This window comes from Nocardia fusca NBRC 14340 (assembly GCF_001618425.1).
Taxonomy (GTDB): Bacteria; Actinomycetota; Actinomycetes; order Mycobacteriales; family Mycobacteriaceae; genus Nocardia; species Nocardia fusca.
The window spans coordinates 157240-179783 of sequence record NZ_BDCU01000041.1 but is presented as its reverse complement, the minus strand read 5'-3'; the positions used below and the strand labels follow the sequence as shown (position 1 = coordinate 179783).

Annotated in this window: 18 protein-coding genes; 10 read left to right on the top strand and 8 right to left on the bottom strand. The window is 68.6% G+C overall.

Features of this window, described 5'->3' with window-relative positions; translation table 11 throughout:
• Positions 1 to 9 precede the first annotated feature (9 nt).
• From NF4_RS26800 to NF4_RS26775, 6 genes are all read left to right on the top strand, one after another.
• Positions 10 to 675, top strand: a complete 666-nt coding sequence (locus tag NF4_RS26800) for a TetR/AcrR family transcriptional regulator (RefSeq protein ID WP_063130180.1) — start codon at positions 10 to 12, stop codon at positions 673 to 675.
• An 82-nt stretch (positions 676 to 757) separates the two neighbouring features.
• Positions 758 to 1987: an acyl-CoA dehydrogenase family protein gene (locus NF4_RS26795; RefSeq protein WP_063130148.1), complete on the top strand. Its 1230-nt coding sequence runs from the start codon at positions 758 to 760 to the stop codon at positions 1985 to 1987.
• Between the two features lie 144 nt (positions 1988 to 2131).
• On the top strand, positions 2132 to 3073 hold the full coding sequence (locus tag NF4_RS26790) for an acyl-CoA dehydrogenase family protein (RefSeq protein ID WP_063130179.1): 942 nt from the start codon (positions 2132 to 2134) through the stop codon (positions 3071 to 3073).
• 6 nt (positions 3074 to 3079) lie between these two features.
• A complete protein-coding gene (locus NF4_RS26785) occupies positions 3080 to 3859 on the top strand; it encodes an enoyl-CoA hydratase/isomerase family protein (protein WP_063130147.1) in 780 nt (259 codons plus the stop codon).
• 13 nt (positions 3860 to 3872) lie between these two features.
• A complete protein-coding gene (locus NF4_RS26780; RefSeq protein ID WP_063130178.1) occupies positions 3873 to 5069 on the top strand; it encodes an acyl-CoA dehydrogenase family protein in 1197 nt (398 codons plus the stop codon).
• Positions 5069 to 6202 carry an acyl-CoA dehydrogenase family protein gene (locus NF4_RS26775; protein ID WP_063130146.1) on the top strand — a complete coding sequence of 378 codons (1134 nt, stop codon included), beginning with the start codon at positions 5069 to 5071 and terminating at the stop codon, positions 6200 to 6202. Before NF4_RS26780 ends, NF4_RS26775 begins: the two co-directional genes overlap by 1 nt.
• Positions 6203 to 6245: 43 nt before the next feature.
• On the opposite strand, the gene NF4_RS26770 is transcribed toward NF4_RS26775, so the two are convergent.
• The 5 genes from NF4_RS26770 to NF4_RS38810 form a co-directional block, all read right to left on the bottom strand.
• On the bottom strand, positions 6246 to 7958 hold the full coding sequence (locus NF4_RS26770; RefSeq protein WP_063130145.1) for a class I adenylate-forming enzyme family protein: 1713 nt from the start codon (positions 7956 to 7958) through the stop codon (positions 6246 to 6248).
• Between the two features lie 51 nt (positions 7959 to 8009).
• Positions 8010 to 9200: a MaoC family dehydratase gene (locus tag NF4_RS26765; RefSeq protein WP_063130144.1), complete on the bottom strand. Its 1191-nt coding sequence runs from the start codon at positions 9198 to 9200 to the stop codon at positions 8010 to 8012.
• Between the two features lie 12 nt (positions 9201 to 9212).
• Positions 9213 to 10196, bottom strand: coding sequence for an acrylyl-CoA reductase (NADPH) (gene acuI / locus NF4_RS26760; protein WP_063130143.1), 984 nt, complete (start codon positions 10194 to 10196; stop codon positions 9213 to 9215).
• Between the two features lie 158 nt (positions 10197 to 10354).
• A complete protein-coding gene (locus NF4_RS38815) occupies positions 10355 to 11131 on the bottom strand; it encodes an SDR family NAD(P)-dependent oxidoreductase (RefSeq protein WP_063130142.1) in 777 nt (258 codons plus the stop codon).
• Complete coding sequence (locus NF4_RS38810; RefSeq protein ID WP_232330658.1) at positions 11128 to 12666, bottom strand: class I adenylate-forming enzyme family protein; 1539 nt, start codon at positions 12664 to 12666, stop codon at positions 11128 to 11130. The genes NF4_RS38815 and NF4_RS38810 overlap by 4 nt, the downstream gene beginning before the upstream one ends.
• Positions 12667 to 12747: 81 nt before the next feature.
• Here NF4_RS38810 and NF4_RS26745 point away from each other — a divergent pair, with 81 nt between their 5' ends.
• Genes NF4_RS26745 through NF4_RS26735 form a run of 3 tightly spaced genes read left to right on the top strand, consistent with a single transcriptional unit; the run spans position 12748 to position 15986 of the window.
• Positions 12748 to 13938, top strand: a complete 1191-nt coding sequence (locus tag NF4_RS26745; protein WP_063130141.1) for a CaiB/BaiF CoA transferase family protein — start codon at positions 12748 to 12750, stop codon at positions 13936 to 13938.
• Positions 13935 to 15194, top strand: coding sequence for an acetyl-CoA hydrolase/transferase family protein (locus NF4_RS26740; RefSeq protein ID WP_063130140.1), 1260 nt, complete (start codon positions 13935 to 13937; stop codon positions 15192 to 15194). The genes NF4_RS26745 and NF4_RS26740 overlap by 4 nt, the downstream gene beginning before the upstream one ends.
• The gene (locus NF4_RS26735; protein ID WP_063130139.1) at positions 15195 to 15986 is read left to right on the top strand and encodes an enoyl-CoA hydratase/isomerase family protein; all 792 of its coding nucleotides are present in this window, start codon (positions 15195 to 15197) and stop codon (positions 15984 to 15986) included.
• Between the two features lie 299 nt (positions 15987 to 16285).
• Here the strand turns inward: NF4_RS26735 and NF4_RS26730 are convergent, their stop codons facing one another.
• Genes NF4_RS26730 through NF4_RS26720 form a run of 3 tightly spaced genes read right to left on the bottom strand, consistent with a single transcriptional unit; the run spans position 16286 to position 20903 of the window.
• Positions 16286 to 17614, bottom strand: coding sequence for a PucR family transcriptional regulator (locus tag NF4_RS26730; RefSeq protein ID WP_063130138.1), 1329 nt, complete (start codon positions 17612 to 17614; stop codon positions 16286 to 16288).
• Entirely contained in the window at positions 17611 to 19065 is a 1455-nt protein-coding gene (locus NF4_RS26725) for a phytoene desaturase family protein (RefSeq protein ID WP_063130137.1), read from the bottom strand. Before NF4_RS26725 ends, NF4_RS26730 begins: the two co-directional genes overlap by 4 nt.
• A complete protein-coding gene (locus NF4_RS26720; protein ID WP_063130176.1) occupies positions 19062 to 20903 on the bottom strand; it encodes a DUF3556 domain-containing protein in 1842 nt (613 codons plus the stop codon). The genes NF4_RS26725 and NF4_RS26720 overlap by 4 nt, the downstream gene beginning before the upstream one ends.
• Positions 20904 to 21836: 933 nt before the next feature.
• On the opposite strand from NF4_RS26720, the gene NF4_RS26715 reads away from it, so the two are divergent.
• Complete coding sequence (locus NF4_RS26715) at positions 21837 to 22529, top strand: type 1 glutamine amidotransferase domain-containing protein (RefSeq protein WP_063130136.1); 693 nt, start codon at positions 21837 to 21839, stop codon at positions 22527 to 22529.
• Positions 22530 to 22544 lie beyond the last annotated feature (15 nt).

Here is a 22544-nt window from a genome sequence, read left to right as displayed (position 1 = left end):
ATACTTCTTGTGAACAAGAATGCAATTCTTCCGGAGTCGGATCTGGTCGGCCGGATCGCCCGGAAGGCGGTGGCCGAACGGGAGGCCGAATACGCCGGTGAGATCCGCCGGCTGCTGGATGCCGCGTTGGACCAGGTGCGGCGGTGTGGAGCCGGGGCGCGTCCCCGAGTGGCCGATATCGTCGCCGCCGCGGGGTTGTCCAACGATGCGTTCTACCGGCACTTCCCGTCCAAGGACGCGCTGATGGCGGCGGTACTCGCCGACGGTGCGGAACGGCTGGCGGAATATGTCGCGCACCGGATGTCCAAGGAGGAGGAGCCGCGGGCCCGGGTGCGCTGCTGGGTGGCGGCCATCCTGGCGCAGGCCGAACCGGCGCTCGCGGCCGATACGCGGGCCGTGCTGTGTCATACCGGCGCGTTGGGGGCGGATCTGGTGACCGGGCAGGCCGGCTCGGCGCCGCGTCGGCTCGCGGTACTGCTCCACGCGCCGTTCGCCGAACTCGGCGTGGCCGAACCGGAATTCGCGGCCGGGCTGGTCGCCTACGCGACCATCGGGAAGTTGTCGGAGTACCTGTGGTCGGATACCGAGCCCACCGCCGCGGAGGTCGCGCGGCTGGGGGACTTCTGTCTGGCTGCTGCCGCGGCGGCGACCCGGCCGTCCGGCTCGCCGCCATGAGGCCGGGTCGGCGCCGCGTGGAACGGATAGACCAAACCAGTAAACATTGCAATCCTTATGAGGATTGCCGTAGGGTACGCCCATGGACTTCACGATGGGTGCGACCGCCGCGAAGCTCCGCGGCGAGCTCCGCCGGTTGATCACCGACGAGGTCCCCGCCGACTATCTGGGCGCCTTCACCGACGATCCCGCCGACCTTGCCGTCGCGCAGCGTTTCTGCGCGACCCTGGCCGACCGCGGTCTGCTCTGCCTGGCCTGGCCCGAGGAATTCGGCGGCCGCGGGGCGTCGACCTGGGAGCAGACCGTGGTCCGCGAGGAGATGTGGGCACACCACGAACCGCGCGGTGGGCAGTACATGGGCGTCAACTGGGTCGGTCCGACCATCATGCGGCACGGCACCCCGGAACAGCAGCGCAAACACCTGCCCCCGATCGCGCGCGGCGAGGTCGTCTGGTGTCAGGGCTTCAGCGAACCCGAGGCGGGCTCGGACCTGGCCTCGCTGCGCACCACCGCCCGCCACGACGGCGACGGGTGGGCCATTTCCGGCCAGAAGATCTGGACCTCCTACGCCTCCATGGCCCAATGGTGCTTCCTACTCGCGCGCACCTCGAACGCCGGGCGCAAACAGCAGGGACTCACCGTTTTCCTGCTGCCGATGACCGATCCGGGCATCACGGTCCGGCCGATCGCCTCCATGCTGGGTCCGCACCATCTCAACGAAGTCTTCTTCGACGGTGTCCGGGCCACCGAAGCCGAGGCGCTCGGCGAGGTGGACCACGGCTGGTCGGTGGTACAGGAAGTGCTGGCGTTCGAACGCGTCGGCATCGCCCGCTACGCCCGCTGCGAGCGGCTGCTGCACGCCGCGCCCGAGGTGCTCGGCGAGAGCTGGGACGAGATCCCGGAAGCCCTGCGGGGGCGTTGGGCGCGCATGCTCACCCGGTGCCGCCGCGCGCGGCTGCTCGCCTACCAGGTGCTGTCGCTGCAGAGTTCGGGCACGGTGGCGCCGGGCGACGCCGCGGCCTACCGGATCGCGGTAACCCGTCTCGACCAGGAGAGCGCGGAGGTCCTGGTGGAACTCGCGGCGGCGGTGCGGGGCGATTCGGAGACGCGCCGTCGGTTCCGGCGGGCCGTCCACGACCACTGGCGCTATGCGAATGCCGCGACCGTCGCGTCCGGAAGTATCGAGGTGCAGCGCATTCTGCTCGCCCGCGAACTGCTGGCGGCTCCCGGGTCGGGGCGGGAGCGGGCGACGGAATCCGCGGCCGGCGCGGTGCGGGGCCGGCGGCGACAGCCCGGACGGGTCGGGTCGTGACCGAGGGGAACCCGCGGCGCCGGAGAGCCACCCGGCGCGGGCGGCGGAATCCGTGATGGGGGCGCACAACCGCAGGTGTTGTCGCGGTCGGCGGAGGAGGACAGTGTGAGTACGTCGAGCGGGCCGGCCGGCGCCGCCCACGAGGTGCGGATCGAACTCGCGCCCGAGGCCGCCGAGTTCGGTCGCGAAGTGGTGCGCGCGCTGGGCGCGGCGGGCGGGGACGAGTTGGTGCGGCGGGCCGAACAGGACCCGCGCGACCGGCAGCGGGTGGTCGAGCCCGTGCTCACCGGCCTCGGTGCCTGGGAACTGGCCCCGCGACGGGATCCCGTCGAATTGGAGGCGGCGGCCGCGCTGTGTCGTGGCGCCGGATACTGGGCGACTCCCTACCCGGTGGCCGAACGGCTGGCGCGGCCGGCGGGCCCGGACCACGACGGTCTGATCGTGGTCGCGGGTGCGGAGCCCGCGGGACCGGTGGCGGAGCTGGATCTGCGGTGGGCGACCGTGACGCCCGGCGGTGCACGAGGAACCGCGCGACCGGTGCCCGACGGTCCGGTCCGGGATTCGGCGTTCGTCGCCCCGCTCGACATCCGGCCACTCGAGGGCGACGGCAGCGCGGATCTCGCGCTCGCGCTGACCCTCCCGTGCTGGACGCTGCTGGGAATGCTGGACCGCGCCCTGGAACTCGCCCGCACCCATGTGTCGATCCGCGAACAGTTCGGGCGGCCGCTGGCCCAGTTCCAAGGAGTTCAGTTCCAGCTCACCGACGCCGAGGTCGAGCGGCGGGGAGTCGACCTGCTGGCCAGGTACGCGCTGTGGAGTATCCAGACCGGTCGCCCGGAAGCGGTCGACGACGCGCTGGCGTTGCGGCTGGCGGCGCTGGAAGCCGCCGATATCGTGTTCCGGACCGCGCACCAGTTGCACGGCGCGGTCGGCTTCTGCGACGAGACCACCCTGTCGTGGCTGTCCCGGTACAGCCTGCCGCTGCGCCGATTGCCGTTCGGCGCGGTGACCACCGAGCAACTGCTGACCGACCGGGTCGGCCGGCGCGGCCTGGCGGGTTTGTTCTCCGATCCGGCGGGAGTGTGAGGCACTGTGCGATACGACCTGCCCGATGTACTGACCGTTACCGCAGCGGGCCCGGTACGCATCGTCACCATCGATCGGCCGGCGGAACTCAACGCCGTGAACGCCGACCTGCACCGAGGGCTGGCACAGATCTGGCGGCAGCTTGCCGCCGACACCGAGGCCCGGGTGGTGATACTCACCGGTGCCGGTCGAGCGTTCAGCGCGGGGGGTGATCTCGACTGGATCACCTCGTTCGTGGACGATCCGGTGGCCCGGGACGAGAGCATCCGGGAGGGCGCGGAGATCATCGAGGAGTTGCTGCGCTTCCCGTTGCCGGTGATCGCCGCGGTGAACGGCCCGGCCGTCGGTCTGGGCGCGAGTATCGCGATTCTGTGCGATATCGTCCTGATCTCCGAACGCGCCCACCTGGCCGATCCGCATATCGCCGTGGGACTGGTGGCCGGTGACGGGGGCGCGGCGCTCTGGCCGCTGCTCACCCCGATTCTGCGTTCCCGCGAGTACCTGTACACCGGCGACCGGATCGACGCGCCCACCGCGGTGGAGCTGGGGCTGGCCAGCCGGACGGTACCGGCGGAGGAGCTGCCGGCCGCGGCCCGGGCGCTGGCCGAGCGGCTGGCCGGACTGCCGCAGCAGGCGCTCAGCAGCACCAAACGGGTGGTGAACATGTACCTTTCGCAGGCGTTGGCGGGTCCGCTGCAGGCCGGTTTCGCCGCCGAGGTGGTGACCATGCAGTCGGCCGAGCACCGGGCGCGGCTCGCGGCCCTGCGCGGGCGGGCCCGGCGATGACGCGGAGGTGACCGTGACCGGCAGAGATCTCACGGACTTCCGGGAGACCGTGCGGCAGTGGTGCCGGGCGAATATCCCCGCGCAGTGGCGGGCCACCCAGACCGGTGCCACCGACGCGGAGTTCGTGGCCTTCCAGCGGGATTGGTTCCAGCGGTTGCGGGCCGCCGGGTACGCGGTGCCGCACTGGCCCCGCGAATTCGGCGGGGGTATGCCGATTCCAGAGCAGATCGTGCTCTACCAGGAACTCGCGGCGCACGACGCGCCCCGACTGGTGCTGGCGTTCGTGGCGATCCACCATGCCGCGGCCACCCTGCTGGCCGGCGGTACCGCCGAACAGCGGCAGCGTCATCTGCCCGCGATCCTCGACGGGGAACTGTGGGTGCAGGGATTCTCGGAACCGGGCGCGGGCTCGGATCTGGCCGCGCTGCGCACCACCGCCCGTCGCGACGGCGACGACTATGTGGTGACCGGGCAGAAAGTGTGGGCCAGCGGCGCCCAGTACGCCGACTGGTGCCTGCTGCTGGCGCGTACCGACCCCGCCGCGCCCAAACGCCGGGGAATCTCGTACTTCCTGATGGATATGCGTACGCCCGGGATCGTGGTGCGGCCGATCCGCCAGGCCACCGGCGAATCGCATTTCTGTGAGATCTTCCTGGACGAGGTGCGGATACCGGCCGCGAATCTGATCGGCGCCGAGAACCGGGGCTGGCAGCTGGCCCAGCAGACGCTGGGCGCCGAACGCGGCCTGACCATGCTGGAACTCGCGGAGCGGCTCGGTAATGCCGGGTTCGGGTGGCTGGTGCGGGAATGTCGCACACCCGATGCCTTCGGGCGGCGCCCGGTCGACGACGGATATATCGCCGATCGGCTGGCCCGGCTCGAAATCGAGCTGACCGGGTTGCGTGCCCTGTGCCGGGACCTCGTCGAACGCCACGACGCGGGCAGCGTCGGCCCGGCCGACGCCTCCGTGGTCAAGCTGTACTACAGCGAACTTCTGCAGCGGATGACCGATTTCGGGGCGGAGATCTGTGGTCTGCCGGGGCAGACCGTGCTGCGCAAGCCCATGTCGGGCGGTTGGGAATCCGGTGCCTGGGTACTGGATTTCGTCGGCTCGTGGGAGTGGACGGTGCCGGGCGGCAGCAGCGAGATCCAGCGCACCATCATCGGGGAACGGGGTCTGGGCCTGCCCAGGGAACCGGCGGGAGCGTGATGAGCGGCGAATTCACCGAATTCCATGACGAACTGCGCACCGTGGCCCGGGAACTGCTCGGCAAGAGTGGCGCCGCGGGCCGGATCGACTGGCCGGTGCTCGTGCGGGCCGGCTGGCCGGGCCTGGAGGTGGCGGAGGAGCACGGGGGAGCCGGGGCCGGCCTCGTCGAGGTAGGCATTTTGCTGGAGGAAGTGGGCCGGGCGGTCGCGCGCACCGCGTATCCGAGTGTGGCCTCGGTGGGTATCGGCGCCCTGGCTCTGCTCGAGCCGAACGCCCACCGAGACGCGGTGCTGCGCGAAACCGTCGCCGGCACCGCGATACCCATCGCGGTACTGGGAGGAAATATGGTGCCGGCGGCCGGCGGCGAAACGGCTTGTGCCGGCACCGGAGGCATAGTACCCACCTTCCGCATCGTCCAAACCATCGAGGGATTCGAAGTCTCCGGAAGTGCGGATTTCGTGCCCGATGCCGCGGCGGCGACCACCCTGTTGATTCCCGCTCGAGCTCCCGACGGGGCCGTGTGGGTGGCCGTCGTCGCGCCCGGTGCGCCCGGTGTGCGCATCGAGGAGCGACCGGTGGTGGACGAAACGCGGTCGCTGGGACGGGTGGCGGCACAGGGCGTCGTCCTCGCGCCGGAGGCGGTCCGGCCCTTCCGCGCCGATATCGTGTGCGGACCGCGCGCACTCTACGACCGTGCCGCGCTTGCGGTGGCCTGCGACAGTCTGGGAGTGGGCGCGGCCATGCTGGACGCGACGGTCGAATACGTCCGCGTCCGAGAGCAATTCGGCCGGCCGATCGGCTCATTCCAGGCGGTCAAACACGCCTGCGCCGATATGCTCGTGGACCTCACCGTCGCGCGCCGGCTGGTATCGGACGCCCTGGCCGTCCCGATGGACGGTACCGCGCACGCCCGCCGGGCCGTGTCGGCGGCAAAGGCCTGTGCCGGTGAAGCCGGGGTCCGGATCGCCGGAAAGGCGGTGCAGTTGCACGGCGGTATCGGCTACACCTGGGAGAGCGGTATCCACCGCTATCTCAAACGTGCCACGCTCGACCGTGCGCTGTTCGGAACTCCCGCCGACCACCGCCGCGAATTCGCCGATCGCTATCGCGGGGAGCGGCCCGTGGGGGAGTGACCGGGGTCGAGGAGGCCGTCGACCAGCTATCCGGGCCCTCCGGCTACCGTGACTCCGCGGGGGCGAGCCGCTGGGCCGCCAGCCGGCGCAGATCGCTCGATTTGATCTTGGCGCTCCCGGTCAGCGCGAGATCCTCCTGGGTGAAGAACAGGATCTCGCGCGGCACCTTGTAGCTGGCCAGCCGGGCGCGCAGATGGTCCCGGATCGCGCCCGCGTCCAGGGTCCGGCCGGTATGGGGGACCACACAGGCGACCACCATCTCACCGAGCGTATCGTGCGGGACGCCGACCGTCCGGCCGATCTCGACTCCCGGAAACTGTCCCAGGGCCTCGTCGACCTCGAGCGGGGAGACATTCGCGCCACCGGTCTTGATGATGTCGGTGAGCCGGCCCTCCCAGTACAGGCGGCCCTGCTCGTCGAGGTAACCACTGTCTCCGGTGTGGAAGTAGCCGGCGTCGTCCAGCGTCTCGTCGAGCGGGGTTCCGAGGTAGCCCAGCATCAGAGTCGGGCCCTTGACGCAGATCTCACCGTGCTCGCCCCGGCGCAGCGCCGCGCCGGTGAGCGGGTCGGCGATCTTCACCGTCACCCCCGGCAGCGGTATCCCGCTGCTGCCGGCGATGGTCTCCTCCGGCGTGCAGGCCGGGAAACAGGTGGTGATGGTGAAGGTTTCGGTGTTGCCGTAGGCGTGCCCGGGTTCGGTCCAGTCGGTGTCGACGGTGGGGTGGGTGGCCAGCGGGAGGTCGCGATCCACGAACCGCAGACTGCTCAGATCCGCTGTCTCCCAACCGGGCGCGCCCTGGAGCTGGGCGTGCTGGTGCGGCCAGGCCACCGGGAAGTTCACCCGGTGCGTCCGGATGAGTTCGAGGGTCGCGGCGGCGTCGAACAGCGATTGCAGGATCAGGGTGCCGCCGGCGGCGAGCGTAGCGCCCAGTGCCTGGGCGAAATTGCCGGACCAGAAGAAACCGTTCGCGGTCCAGCAGCGCACCTCGTCGCCGGGGCCGAAACCGAACATCCGCCGGAAACGCCACATCTGCAGGGTGACACCGCGATGTGCGCTGCGGATACCCTTCGGCTTGCTGGTGGTGCCGGAGGAGAAGAAGAGGACCGCGGTATCGCTGGGTTGCACTGTTGCCGCGGTGGCCTCGATCAGGGCCGGGTCGGTCTCGGTGCCGCGGGCCACGAAGGCGTCCCAGCTCTCCACCGCTGCACCCGGTATCGGGTCGCCGACCACCGCGAGGTGGCGCAGGAAGGGGTACGCCGGGGAGGAGACCGCACCGGGGGCGGCAGTGGCGAGCCCCGGTTCGAGTTCGGTGAGAACGGCACCGAAATCCGTTTTGGCCACGCCGCGTTCGAACAGGAGCACCGAAACTCCGGAAACCCGGAGCAGATGATCCAGTTCGGGCGCCGTGGAGAAGGTGCTGAGCGCGACCGCCACCCCGCCGGCCAGCGAGGTGCCGAAGACGGCGGACAGCCATTCGGCACGGTTGGTCATGAGTACGCCCACCCGGCTGTCCTTGCCGACCCCGCACGCGCGCAGGGCCCGGGCCACCTCGCGGGCCCGTTCCCACAGGTCGGCATAGGTCCACGCAATACCGTCGGCAGGGGATATGAGCGCGGTTCGCGCCGCGTACTGTTCGGTGACCTCGCGCAGGAATCCGGGGAGCGTGAGCGTCCCGAGCCCCGGCTCCTCGGTCAGCGGCGGTCCCGCGACGATCGCCGTCGCCGGGTCGGGGGTGTGCTGGGGCCCGGTGCTCATCGCCGGTGGTCCTCTCTGACGGTGCTATCGCGCGCGGCGCGGGATCCGCTCTTACCGCGGCAGTTCGACTTCGGCGGTGCAGTCGACCAGGACACCGCCGTCCTGGTTGGTGAGTTTCAGCTTCACCCGGACCAGCGGTACGCCCCAGCCCGATTCCGGGTCCTTGTCGACGATCTCGCCCTCGAAGTAGGTGACATCGCCCTCGAACGCGGGCAGGCGGAAATCGGCTTTCGTATGCCGGACCAGCCCGTCGTTACCGGCCCAGTAGGCCAGGTAATCGGTGCACCACGCGCCCATGGTCGCCCCGTAGCCGTAGGCCCGGGCCATACCCACGTCACCGGCTTTCTCGGCGTCGATATGACCGCGCGAGGGCCCGACGTAGAGCCCGTCGCGCAGTCGCGGGTCGATCTTGGCGCCTTCTTCGTCGAAGCCGAAGCCCTCGGTCCAGCCCGGATCCTGGTACACCCAGGGATCCTCGATACCCGCGGGCGCGGTCCAGCGGAAGGTGCCCCAGATATTGAACAGGAAGGCACGGTACTCGGTGGTGAAGCTGGCGATACTGTGCGGGCCGATCACCCGCCGGGGCAGTGCGTCGCCGACCTTCACCTCGTCGAAATGCGGGGATACGCCGAGCCGGTTGGACATCAGCCATTCGGTGCGCAGCGCGTCCACCTCGGCCAGTTCGGCGGCCGTCCACTTCTTGATCGCACCGAGCTGGTTCTCGTACATACCGCGCTTGTTCGCCTCCTCGGCGAGATAGCGGATCGCGGTCGAACGCTCCTTGGCGACGAGGGCGCCGTGCTGGTTGCGGTGGACGGTGTCGCCGCGCGAGAACATGGTGGGCCCGGCGAATTTCGTCTGGACCACCTTGTAGTCGTGGAAACGGCGTTCCTGGAACAGCTGGTCACCGGGCCGCACCGGGCAGCCGTAGAACCACCATTCCTCGCCGCCGAAGATGAGGTGGCTGTCGGGGATGCGGCCCACGCAGGCCGGTGCGGCGCCGTGCCCGTAGTCCAGCGCCACCGCGATCGACTGCGGCGCGACCAGCCCGCCGTACCGGGACGCCCGGGCGAACTCCTGATCCCAGTGCAGTGGGTTCGGATAGTCCATCGCCATCACCCAGCGGCGGATATCGGAGGTACTGCACGGATCCCACAGCTGGCCGCCGCCGATCGGTTTGCCGACCCGGTGGTCGACATCGCCGAGGTCGAGTTCGACGGTGGTGTCCGGTTTCTTGCTCACGAGAACTCCTGCTCAGCGGTTCACATCGACGACTATCCGGCCGCGGACGGTGCCCGCGATGAGATCGTTCGCCGCCGCGACGGTCTCACCCAGGGTGATCTCGCGGGCGATCGAATCGAGCACGGCCGGATCCAGATCCCGGGCGAGCCGGGCCCAGGCGTCGAGCCGTTTCGGCAGCGGCGCCAGCACACTGTCCACACCCAGCAGCGAGACGCCGCGCAGGATGAACGGGGCCACCGAAGCCGGGAAATCCATACCCTGGGCCAGGCCGCAGGCCGCCACCGCGCCGCCGTAGCGGGTCTGTGCGCAGGCATTGGCCAGGGTATGGCTGCCGGCGGTGTCCACGACACCGGCCCAGCGTTCCTTCTGTAGCGGTTTGCCCTTGCCGGCGAATTCGGCGCGGTCCACGACCGTGGTGGCGCCGAGTTGTTTCAGATAGGCGTGTTCGCCGGACTTGCCGGTCGCGGCGGCCACCGCGAAGCCGGCCTTGGTGAGCAGTGCGATGGCCACACTGCCCACGCCGCCGGTCGCGCCGGTCACCAGTACTTCGCCGCTGTCGGGGGTGAGTCCGTGGGCCAGCAGGGCATCGACGCAGAGGGCGGCGGTGTAACCGGCTGTGCCGATGGCCATGGCCTGCCGTTCGGTGAACTCGGCGGGCAGCGGGATCAGCCAGTCGCCGTCGAGCCGGGCCCGCTGCGCGAGGCCGCCCCAGTGGGTTTCGCCGACACCCCAGCCATTGAGGACCACCTTGTCGCCGGGAGACCAGCGGGCGTGGCTGCTGGCGGTGACGGTGCCCGCCAGATCGATGCCCGGAATCATCGGGAATTTGCGCACCACGGGGGAGGCGCCGGTGATCGCGAGTGCGTCTTTGTAGTTGAGCGTGGACCAGGCCACCTCGATCTCGACGTCACCCTCGGGCAACCGGGCCTCGTCCACGCTGGTGAGTTCGGCTGTCGTGCCGGATTCACCCTTGTCGATGAGAACTGCGGAGAACATCGGTGATGTGTTCCTTTCTCGATTCGTTCGGCTGCCGTTCAGCTTGTCGAACGACCGTGCCGAGGGACAGGGCGCCGAGCCGGGATCGCGGGAGAATTTGATTCTCTAAAACAAGAATTATATTTCCAGCAGTGGGGATCGGTGTCAACACCCCGGGGTCAGCGTGCGGTCCACCCGCCGTCGACGACGATGGTCTGCCCGGTCACGTACCGGCCGGAATCCCCGGCCAGCCAGACGATCGCGCCCACGATGTCGGCGGCGGTGCCCTCGGTGGGCAGCGGGATATTGCGGCGCAGATAGCCGGCGCCGCGATCGCTGTCGTAGAGGCTGTCGGTGATCTCGCTGCGGAAGAAGCCCGGCGCGACAGTGTTCACGCGGATCGAATGCCGGGCCCACTGCACGGCGAGTTCGGTGGTGAGCCCGGACAATCCGGCCTTGCTCGCGGCATAGGAGGCCTGCGGGATGCCGGGGATGCCCACCCGTCCGCTGATCGAGGAAACGTTCACGATCGAACCCCGGCCGAGTGCGCGCATGGCGGGGAAAACCTGCTGGGCGAGCAGCAGTGGAGCCAGCAGATTCAGCTCCAGGGTGCGCCGGATATCGGTCAGCGACTCCGCTTCCGCGCCCCCGGTGCCGAAGCGGTTACCGGCTGCGTTGACCAGGATCTCCGGCGGGCCCAGCGCGTCGGTGACCGCCGGGACGATCTCGGTGATCCGCTCGGGATCGCCCAGATCGCACCCCACGGCCAGGCCGTCGATCTCATTCGCCAGGGACTCCAGCCGGTCCCGGCGTCGCGCCACCACCGCGACCCGTGCGCCCAGTCCGGCCAGGGCCCGGCTCGCCGCCGCCCCCAAACCGGATGATCCGCCGGTCACGACGGCCACCCTGCCGTCGAGTTCGAAGGGGCGCACGGCCGCGGCGCGGTCGCCGCTCACACCGGATCCCGCCGCGCGAGCAGACCGGCGAGTTCGGTGCGCACCACCTTGCCCATGGCGTTGAGGGGTAGCGCGTCGACCGCGGCCCAGACCTCGGGAACCTTGTACCCGGCGAGCTCGCTTCGGCAGAATTCGGCGAGTTCCGCGAAATCCACGGGCCGTCCGTTTGTTTCGATCACGGCGGCCACCTGCTGGCCGAGCCGGTCGTGCGGCACTCCGCACACCACCGTCCGACCGACGGCCGGATGGGCTGCCAGTACCCGCTCCACCTCGAGCGGGTAGATATTCGCGCCACCGCGGAGGATGACCATCTTCTTGCGGTCGAGCACCGTGAGCCAGCCGTCCGCGTCGACGGCCCCGATATCCCCGGTCGCGATCGGCCCGTCCGGTGCGGGCTGTACTTCCCCGCCCGACCAGTACCCGAGCATCGGCCGCCACAGTCCGGCCCACGGCCCGTCCGTACGGCCCGTCAATCGCAACTCGCCGAGTTCGCCGGGAGGAAGCCGATTTCCGTCGTCGTCGTAGGCGGCGACATCGTAGTGGGGCAGTACCCGGCCGCTGGCCCGCGGACGCCACTGTGCGCCGGGCGGATCGATGGCGACCACGGTCGGCGCCTCGGTGAGGCCGTAGGTCACCCGTGGTACCGGGCCGTGGGCCTGCGCGAAGGCTGCCCGGAGGGTATCCGGGGTGTCGCTGCCGCCGCTCCACACCTCCTGGAGTGAACCCAGTTCGAGTTCCGCACGGGCGGCCAGATCGTAGAGCTGGGCCGGGGCGCCGTTCCAGACCGTCACTTTCCGGGTGGCGATCCATTCCGCGACCCCCGCGACATCGCGGCGGTCCATGATCACCGCGCACCCTCCGGCCTGGGCGGTGAGCAGGGTGGACAGCACCATGAGGTTGAGGATGGTCAGCGGAAAGCTGTCTCCTTTGCGTAATTCTGGGCCCCACCCGCGGGTGGCGACCAGTACGGCCCCGGGCAGCAGCAGATTGCGCTGACTGTGTACGACCGCTTTCGGACGCCCCGATGTGCCGCTCGTGAACGCGATCGCGGCCGGTGCGTCCGGATCGTGCGTGATCTCGGGTGCCGCCGGGGCCCGCAGCGCGGCGGCCCAGCGTGCCGGATCGACCCGCGTGGGGGTATCGAGCGTGCAGCGGGGGCCCGCCAGTACTACGCGGGGCTCGATCAGATCGTGCAGATACCGCTGTTCGGCCGGGGCGAGCGCTTCGCCGATACCCGCCCAGATCGCCCCGATCCGCTGCGCGCCGTGGAAGGCGGCCACGATCGGCAGATCGTTGGGCAGGCAGGCGGCGACGCGGTCACCGGGGCGGACGCCGAGCGACCACAGTGCGCCGGCGGCCGCGTGGGCTTGTTCGTCGAGCTCACCGTAGGTCCAGGAACCCGATGCCGCCTCGACGGCGACCGCTTCGGGGTTCGCCGCGAGGGCGGGTTCGAGTACCTCGGCGACGGACGCCGGAATCACGGGCACGCCGGCGCCGCTGCCGGGCCCGGCGTTCTCGCCATTGAAACTGGGCACCCATACTTGATATCACTATCCTTACAAAGATTCATCAGATAGCCGCCGATTCGTTCGGCCGGCCCGGTGAAGGTAGGGCGTATGCAGCACACAGGGCCGCTGGCCGGGGTGCGGGTGATCGATCTGACGGCGATGGTGATGGGTCCCTACTGCACCCAGATCATGGCCGATATGGGCGCGGATGTGATCAAGGTGGAGCCGCCGGCCGGGGACAACACTCGCCATATCTCGGTGGGCCCGGAACCGGGAATGGCCGGGGTGTTCGTCAACGTCAACCGCGGGAAACGCAGTGTGGTGCTCGATCTGCGCGAGCCGGCGGGCAAAACCGCGCTGCGCGAACTGATCAGCGGCGCCGATGTGTTCATCCACTCCATGCGCGGTAAGGCCGTGGCCGCGCTCGGGTTCGATTACCAGCAGGTCGCCGCGATCAATCCGGCGATCGTCTACACCAACTGCTACGGCTACGGCCGGCGCGGCCCCGACGCCGATCGCACCGCCTACGACGACACGATCCAGGCCGAATGCGGACTCCCGCACGTACAGGAACTCCTCACCGGCACACCGGGGTACGTGGGCACCATCATGGCCGACAAGATCGCCGGAATGACCGCCCTCTACGCCACCACGATGGCCCTGTTCCATCGCGAGCGGACCGGGGAGGGACAGGAGGTGGAAGTCGCGATGTTCGAAACCATGGCCGCCTTCATGCTGGTCGAGCACGCCAACGGCAAACTTTTCGACCCACCGCTCGGCAGTGCTGCATACCCGCGCGTGGTCACCCCCGAACGCACCCCCTATCGCACCGCGGACGGCTACCTCTCCGCGCTCGTCTACAACGACAAACAGTGGATCGCGTTCGTCGACGCGGTTCGCCCGGCATGGAACGGCCCGGAATTCGCGACGCTGGCCCAACGCGCCCGCTGCATCGACACGGTCTACGCCCACCTGCGCGAAACCTTCCGCACCCGCACCACCGCGGAGTGGCTGGAACTGCTGAACTCCCTGGACATCCCGGCGGCGCCAGTGCAGACACTCGACGATCTGTTCGACAACCCGCACCTGAACGCGGCCGGCTTCTTCGAAACCGTCGACAGCCCCGACGGCCCGATGCGTTTCCCCGGCCCACCGACCTGGTTCTCCCGCACCCCCGGCCGGGTGGCCGGACCCGCGCCCCGGCTCGGCGCGCACACCCGCGAAGTGCTGGCAGAGGCAGCTCCGCCGCGCGAACCGGAACCTGGTCCGGCGGATCGCAATGGCGGGGGTTCGGCATGACCGGCGCTGAGATCGAGTTGGCCGAGTGGCTGCGTCCCGGAGATCGGATCGTCATCGGTCAAGCCTGCGGCGAACCGACCACGCTCATCGAGGCGCTCATCGAACAGGGGCCCGGGATCGGGAAACTGTCCGCCTTCACCGCCACCAGCTTCTCCGGACAGTTCGCGCCCGGCGTCAGCCGGTCTTTCACCCTGTCGAGTATGGGCGCCATCGGCGCGCTGCGCAGTCTGACCAGAAGCCATGAACTCGATATCGTGCCCTGCCATATCGGCCGGGTGGCGTCGATGATCGAAACCGGGGAACTCGGCTGCGATGTGGCGTTGGTCCAGGTCAGTCCGGCCGACGGTGCGGGCCGGCACAGTTTCGGGCTGATCAGCGACTACGTCCGGGCCGCGGTCTCGCGCGCCCGCGTGGTGATCGCCGAGATCAACGATCAGGTGCCCTACACATTCGGCGAATCGCTGGCCGCCTCCGAGATCGACTGCGCCATCGCGGTATCGCGCTCACCGGTACAGGTGCCCTCGGCGGCGATCGCGGCCGTGGACGAGGCCATCGCCGGGCACATCACGGACTTCATCGGCGACGGCGCGGTCTTGCAAACCGGAGTCGGCGCCGTTCCCGACGCGGTGTTGCGATCGCTGGGCGACCGCCGCGACCTCGGTGTCCATTCGGGGATGATGGGCGACGGGCTGGTCGACCTCGTGGAAGCGGGGGTGATCACCAACGCGCGGAAGCGGATCGACCGGGGCGTATCTATCACCGGTGCGCTCATCGGCACCCGGCGGCTCTACGATTTCGCGCACCGCAATCCGGCCGTGCACATGTGTGCGACGTCCTACACCCACGACGCCGCCATACTCGCACAGGTCGAGAACCTGGTGACGCTCAACTCGGCGCTCGAGGTCGACCTGACCGGTCAGGTGAACGCCGAACAATCCGGCGAGAGCTACATCGGCGGCACCGGCGGCCAAGTGGATTTCGTCCGCGCCGGCCTGCGCTCACCCGGCGGCCGCTCGATCATCGCGCTACCCGCTACTGCGAAGAACGGCACCGTCAGCCGGATCGCCGCGGCGCTGTCCGGTCCGGTCACCACTGCGCGCAGCGAGGTCGACATCGTGGTCACCGAATACGGCGCCGCCGAACTGGCCGGGCGCACCCTCACCGAACGTGCCCGGCGCCTGATCGGTATCGCCCACCCCGATTTCCGGGACGACCTGGCGCGCACCGCGCATCGTATCGAGCAGCGAGGTTTTTAGATGGAAGACGCCGTACTCTTCGACGCCCGCGACGACGGGATCGCGGTCATCACCCTCAACCGTCCGCAGACCCGCAACTGCCTGTCCGCAGAGGTCCGGGCGGGGCTCTTCGCCGCCTGGGACCGGTTCGAGCGGGATCCGGCGCTGCGGATCGCGATACTCACCGGCGCCGGTGCGAAGGCGTTCTGCGCGGGCGGTGACCTCCGGGAAATGGTGGAAACCGGTATGGCCGAACCGCCCCGGGATATGTTCCCCGTTCCGTACGACACGATCGAACTGTCCAAACCCACCATCGCCGCGGTCAACGGTGCCGCGTTCGCGGGCGGCTGGATGATCGCCCAGGCCTGCGATCTGTGTGTCGCGAGTACCACCGCCAGGTTCGCGGTGACCGAGGTGAAGGTGGGGCGCAGTTCGCCGTGGGCCGCGCCGCTGATCCATATGATCCCGCAGCGCATCATGATGGAGATCCTGCTCACCGGGACCCCGATCACCGCGGCACGGGCCTACGAAATCGGTTTGGTGAACCGGCTGGCCGAGCCCGCCGACCTGCTGGACACCGCGCTCGACCTGGCCGCAACCGTACTGGCGGGTGCCCCGCTGTCGGTGCGAGCGGCCCGCGAAACCGTCATGGTGGCAACTGAAATGGGTCGTTCGGCCGCCCTGCAATCGGCACGGCACGCGTGTGCCCGTGCCTACCGCAGCGCCGACGCCCAGGAGGGTCCGGCCGCGTTCGCGGAGAAGCGGGCGCCGCGCTGGACGGGGAGTGAACCGGTGCGCTTGCGCGCCGAGTGATCGGTGACAGTGAGAATGCTCGTGTACGGAGACGGGTCGACCACCACCCTTCTCCAGCAGATCGCGGGATCGACGCTCGTGGGCGATGTGCTGCCGTCGTTCGACGTCGACGCGGGCGCCCACCCCTTTCTCGCCGAGGTCTTTACCGTGCCGGCCGGTCACCTGCGCATTCGGCACACGAGGCTGCGGGACGGTTCGGGTGCGGTGGTCGGCGAGAACCTGATCGCCTACCGCACAGCGGATTCCGACACCCTGGTTTCACCGTGGGATCCGGTGGGTCGGACCGTGGACCTGGTGGGTCAGGAAGAGACCTCGGATGCCCCGCGCAACACACTCGCACCGAGAAGACGGCACGCCTGCAGGGCCAGTGCGATATCGAGTTTGTCGTGCGGACCCGCACTGGTGCGGGTCGTCTCGACAGCCTTGGTGATGCGGTACTTGACCGTATTGCGGTGCAGTGTGAGGGCTTGGGCCGTCTGCACATGACTCTCGCCGGTCGCGTAGTAGGTGCTCATCGTATGGCGCAGGGTGGCGGCCTGGTCGCTGTCCTCGGCGAGATCCCCGAGCACCTCGCGCACCCACACCCGGATCGCCTCCAGATCCTTGGCCAGTAGAGAGACCACCGCGACGCCGGGGTCGCCGAAACTGATCCCGGGATACGAGTTCAGTGCGCCGGGCACCGTCGCGATGAAGTAGGCGGCTCGGGCCTGCTGATGCGAGCGGCGGAATCCGCCCGGTCCGTGGCCCGGTAACCCGGCGGCCAGCCGAATGCCCTCGGAGAGTCCGGTTCCCGCACGCAGTTCGGTTGTATCGGTGACCGCGGAACGCCTGCCGAACGGCAGCCAGGCCCACACTGTCCGGCGGTCGATGGCCGTGACGATTGGCGGGCCGTCGGTATTCAGGGACAGGCCGATCGCGCGCACCTGGCTGTCCAGCAGGTTCAGTGTGCTGGTCTGTTCCGGCCCCTCCCGCCACAGGATGAGCGCCAGATGTGCCTGGTTCAGCCGATACCCGGTCTCGTGCTCGAATGCGGCGGTATCGGGCCTATCGCCCGAGAGCGCCTTGTGCACGATGGACGAACGTACACTGCCACGGGCGTTCATCCACCGCGTGCGCTCGGCCTCGTAGGCGTCGAAGACGTATCGTGTGATCCAATCGATGTAGCTGTAGATGATCTCGGTCAGCCGTTTGACCGCGGTCAGGGCCAGCGATGCGGGTAGTTCGCGGCGGTCGAGTTCGGTGTAACAGATACGGAGCATTTCGTGCTGCCCCATGTGGTATGCCCGGACCAGCGAGTTGGCGGGCACATCGCGCTGGGCCAGTCGCAGGGCGTACTCGACGGCGGCTGTGGTGGGTTGCAGATGATCGACGGGAATATCGTTGAGCAGGACGTCGATCACGGTGGCGACATTGCCGCGCACACTGGATTCGAGCATTTCGGCCAGCCCGGGGTCGTCGTCGAGATGGTCGATCTCGTGCGCCATCAGAGCGCTCATGCCCGCGCTGATCTCGTGTTCGCGTGATTTCAGCGTGCGCGCGACCTGGGCTATGACGCCGACGACCTCGGCATCGGCCGTCGGTATCCGTGTCGGTCTGCATTGTTCTGCTGGTATGCGCGAGAGGGTCATCGGTAGGTGTTCTTCCTGGTCGACGAGCGATGTGAGGTCCGCAAGTACTTCAGTGCCGACTCCGCGGCATGCCGGCCACACATACCGTGCGCGCCCGCGCCCGGTGGGGTGGCGGCGGAACACAGGAAGACGCCGGGTACCCCGAGCGCATAGGGGTCCGGGGACAGCCGCGGCCGGAAGAGCAACTGCCTGGCGGTATTGGCGCCGCCGACGATATCCCCGCCGATATTGTTGGGGTTGCGCTCGGCCAGGTGCGCGGGCGTAGTCGAGACCGTGTGCACGATCTGTTCCCGGAAGCCGGGGGCGAACCGCTCGATCTGCGCGATTACTGCCCCGGTCGCGTCACCAGTGTAGCCGTGCGGTACATGGGCGTAGGCGTAGAGCGGGTGAATATCGCCCACCGAACGGGTCGGGTCGGCGACGAACTGCTGGCCGACCAGCACGAACGGTTTCTCGGGTAGCTGCCCCGCGACGACCCGGCGTTCCGCGGCGGCGATCTCGGTGAACGATCCGCCCACATGCACTGTGCCGGCCCGGCGGCAGGCCGGATCGCGCCACGGTACGGGACCGTCGATGGCGAAATCGACTTTGAATGCGGCCGGACCATGCCGGTAGGCGCCCAGAGCACGGGCGATCCGTCCCGGAATCCGTTCGCCGAACAGGTCGAGCACTCCGCGCGGGGGCAGGTCGAGGAGCACGATATCAGCCGGCGGCAGGTCGGCCACGGAGCGGACCCGCATCCCCGTCTCGACCTTTCCGCCGTTGTCGAGCAGCACCCGTTCCAGAGCCGTGGCGATGGCCTGGGAGCCACCCTCGGCCACCGGCCAGCCGTGCCGGTGCCCGGTTGCGGCGATCATCAGACCGACCGCGCTGCTCGCGGGAAGGTCCAGCCGGGAGAACGCGTGCGCGGCGATACCGCCGAACAACGCCCTGGCGCGTGGGGTACGGAACCAACGCGCGAGAGCGGCGGCCGGTAATACTGCCTTCATCCCGAACTTCGCCAGTGGCAGCGGATGACGAGGCAGATGCACGATCGGCCGAAGCAGTTCCGATGATATCTGCTCGAAATCGGCGACCGGACCCGCGAACAGGCCGCGCCACCGCGTCTCGTCGCCACCGAGGCCCGCCGCGGTGGCGGCGAGCGAACGGTACAGCAGTGCGGCAGGGCCGTGATCGAGTGGGTGCGCGCAATCGATTTCCGGCCACCGCCAGCGCAAACCATAGCGGTCCAGGCCGAGACGGCTGAGGAACGGTGAGCCTGCGCCCATCGGGTGGATGGCCGCGCAGTGATCGTGCACCAGCCCGGGGACGGTGAGGTCGGTACTGGACCGCAGACCGCCGCCGACCCGGTCGGCGGCTTCGAGCAGTTGAACCTCGATACCCTGTGCGGCCAGATGAACGGCGGCGGCGAGCCCGTTGGGCCCGCCGCCGACCACGACCGCAGTCGTCACGACGATGCCTCGGCCGTGGGTAGGGGTGCGGGCATCGACGGCTCCTGGGGTTCGGCCTGCTCGGCCGGAGTCCGGGGCAGGGTGGTTTCGTGGGACCACTCCACGGCGAACGGGATGGGGCCGTTGGGCAACCATGGTTGTTCGGCGACAGCGTCGGCGACGAGGTAGGTGCCGGTTTCGATGACACCCAGCGCGGCATCTATCACTTTATAACGTTGCGTCTTCTTGTGGATGGGCTGCGATTCGATCCATGCGACGAGGAACTCGCCGGGAGCGAAATTGCACCGGCGCTGTACGGCGCTGATGAGTCGCTCGTCGTGCAGATGGCCGTCCCCGAAATTGAACGCCACCAGACTGTTGCAGCTGAACTCGGCTTCGCGCAGCGCGTACCGGTCGATATCGGGTCCGAGGTGCCGGATCATCAGCGATAGCAGCGCACGCCCCTGGGAGTGCAGTGCCCGGAACCCCAGCGGCTGGTGCATGACCACATCGGCGACCTCGGGCGGATAGCTGTCGAGCAGTTGGGTGCGGGTGATCGGCGCGGGACGCGGAATGTGTTTGTCCAGCTCGGCCTCCGCACCCGGTGCGAATGCCCAGGTGGCTGCCGCCCAGTTGCCCGCGTACTGGCGCATCGACGGCAGGAAGGAGACGAGGTCGGGCCGCAGGTTCCCCAGAATCGGGAAGAATATGAGCCCAGCCGCGATGAGTAACGGCAACCACGGCGCCGACATGTCGGTGATACCGAAACCGTCCTGGTTCGGGAAGCCGATGAACAGGACGACCGCCGCCCAGCCGAACAGTATGTTCCATTCCAACGGGACTGCGAGCGGGAATGTGGACAGGATGAACAGGTGGAAGGCCACCATGGCCGCGACGCCGAGCAGGGTGATCATCGGGTGACGGGAGAACAGCAGGATCAGCGGGACAACGATCTCCACGAAGGTACCCAGCACATGCGCGACCGTGCCCGCGACTACGGACGGACGCAGATCGTCGGGGAAGTTTCGGTAGAACAGCCGTTTGACAGCTCTGGACGGCAGCCACGGCGTATTGGAGATCATGGGCGGCACCACCATCGCGAAATGGCGGCCGATCTTCGACACTCCCGCGCCCACCCATACGCTGACGATCAGCAGTTTGAGCGCGACGATCATATCGATGCCCGGTAGGACGGCGAAGAAGATCATCGCCGGCAGATACTGTTCGCCGCGCGCCGCGATGAACACCACTTTGTCCCGCAGCCCGAGGACGATCAACCCGGCGATCACCGGATACAGCAGCTCCGGTCGTACCCAGCCACCTTCCGCCCCGAGCACCGAATCGCCGGTGTGGGGAGGGACACCGGGCAGCGCGACCGCCGACACCAGACAGAGCAGGATCGCAGCATAGAGCAGCACGTCCACCACCCGCCGGGTGTCGCCTGCGGTGCCGGGCACTCGATCCGGCCAGGGCGGCAGCCTTATGGTCCCGGGGCGCAGCCAATAGCGGATACCGCCGGTCATGGGTTTGAAATGACCGGCGAGCGGGCCCCATGAACCGGCGAGCCCGGCCATCTCCAGCAGTACCGTCCACAGCAGCAACTTCTGGTACACGATGGGCGCGTTCCACCAGCTGCCGATATCCAGCGGTCCGAAACCCGACGTCAGAGTCGTGAGGGCCACTCCGCCACCGATGTACAGAACGAGCAATTTGGCGATATAGATGCTGTGCACAATTTTGGGCGCGCCGAATCCGTATTCGACCCAATGGGTGGTGACGGCCCGAATTCGTTCCAGAAATGGTTGCCGCGGGAATTCGGCGGGATCGATCGGCGGAAGACTCCCGGTGATGAAGCCCATCATGCCTCCTCGGGGAAACGGTGTGAAGAATTGAACCCGCGGAGGGATGATCCGATGGGGCCGCGGAGAACGTCACGGACCACCTGCCCCGTCGCTTCCAACAGCTCCGGTGCATGATGTTAACGAGCCGCCCGGGGGCGGGAAACGGCCTGTCAGACCATACTTTCGGCTGCGCGTTGTGATGTCTGCACAATCTCGCGGCCCAACCATCGGCAAGGCACGGATCTCGTTCGGTGAACAGGGAACGAACGTTCCCCTGGCGAGAGAACCGTCGGCTCGACGGGCTATACGGTCGCGTGGATGCGGCGAAATTTCAGTAGTTTACCTGCCGAGCGGCCGTTCTCTCGCGCTGTCGAGTATGGGCGCTATCGGTGCGCTGCGCAGTCTCACCAGGAACCGCGAGCTCGAGATCGTGCCGTGCCCTGTGAGCCGGGTCGCCGCCATGATCGAATTCGGCGAACTCGGCTGCGATGTGGCGCTCGTTCAGGTCGGCCCGGCGCGCTGCGGGCCGCCCGGCACGCCTCGGCGCGGGCCTATCACAGCGCGGACACGCAAGAAGGCCCCGCGGCGTTCGCGGCGAAGCGGGCACCGCGGCGGACGGGGCGCCGATACATCGGTGATCACGAGTCGGCGCGGGAGGTACCGGCCGCCGCGCGCCGACTCCGGCGTGCCGGCCTGGTCGAGAAGCGTGCGGCGGCTCCCGGGACAATGACCTCGGGCGAAGAGCGGGCCGCATCGGCATCCGTCGATTCTCGTGCGAATTGCACTCACATTCATCGATGATCCATTCATCACGCCTATGCTGCCGCGCGGGGGAGCATCGGGGCTGTTGCCCGTCCCCGCGGGGCCGCCTTATAGTGGATGCGAATTCGGGTTGCGTGAAATCTACTTCACCCGCTCACAGCTCTACAACCGATCGGGGAGTAAGCTGTTATGGCCGATATTCTTTTCGTGGTGACCGGGGCGAGTTATTGGACACTCGACGACGGCACCCGCCACCCCACCGGGTATTGGGCCGAAGAGTTCGCCGCTCCCTATCGCGCACTGACCGGGGCCGGTCATCGAGTTGTGGTGGCCACCCCCGGCGGGGTGGTGCCCCATGTCGACGTGATGAGTCTGCGGCCCTCGATGGCCGGCAGCGAAGAGATCGCCCGGGATCTGGAAGAGGCCCTGCGCTCGGCCGAAGAGTTACGCCGGCCGATCGAACTGGCACACGCCCGCCTGTCCGACTACGACGCGGTCTACTACCCCGGTGGCCACGGACCCATGGAGGATCTGTGGCGGGACGCGGACTCCGGCAGGCTGCTGACCGCGGCCCTCGCCTCGGGCAAGCCGCTGGCCATCGTCTGCCATGCACCGGTGGCGATCCTGGCGACCAGACGCCACGGTGTATCGCCCTTCGCCGGGTACCGCCTGACCGCGTACACCAATGACGAAGAAGACGCGGTCGGGTTGCGTGCGAAAGCGTTGTGGACGGCCGAGGACGAACTGGTGAAGCTCGGTGTAAATTTCACACGCGGCGAAATCTGGAAGCCGTACACCGTCGTCGACCGGAATCTGTTCACCGGCCAGAATCCGGCTTCCTCCGGGCCACTCGCCGAAAAAGTTGTCGAGGTGCTTGCCTGACGCGAATTTCTCTCC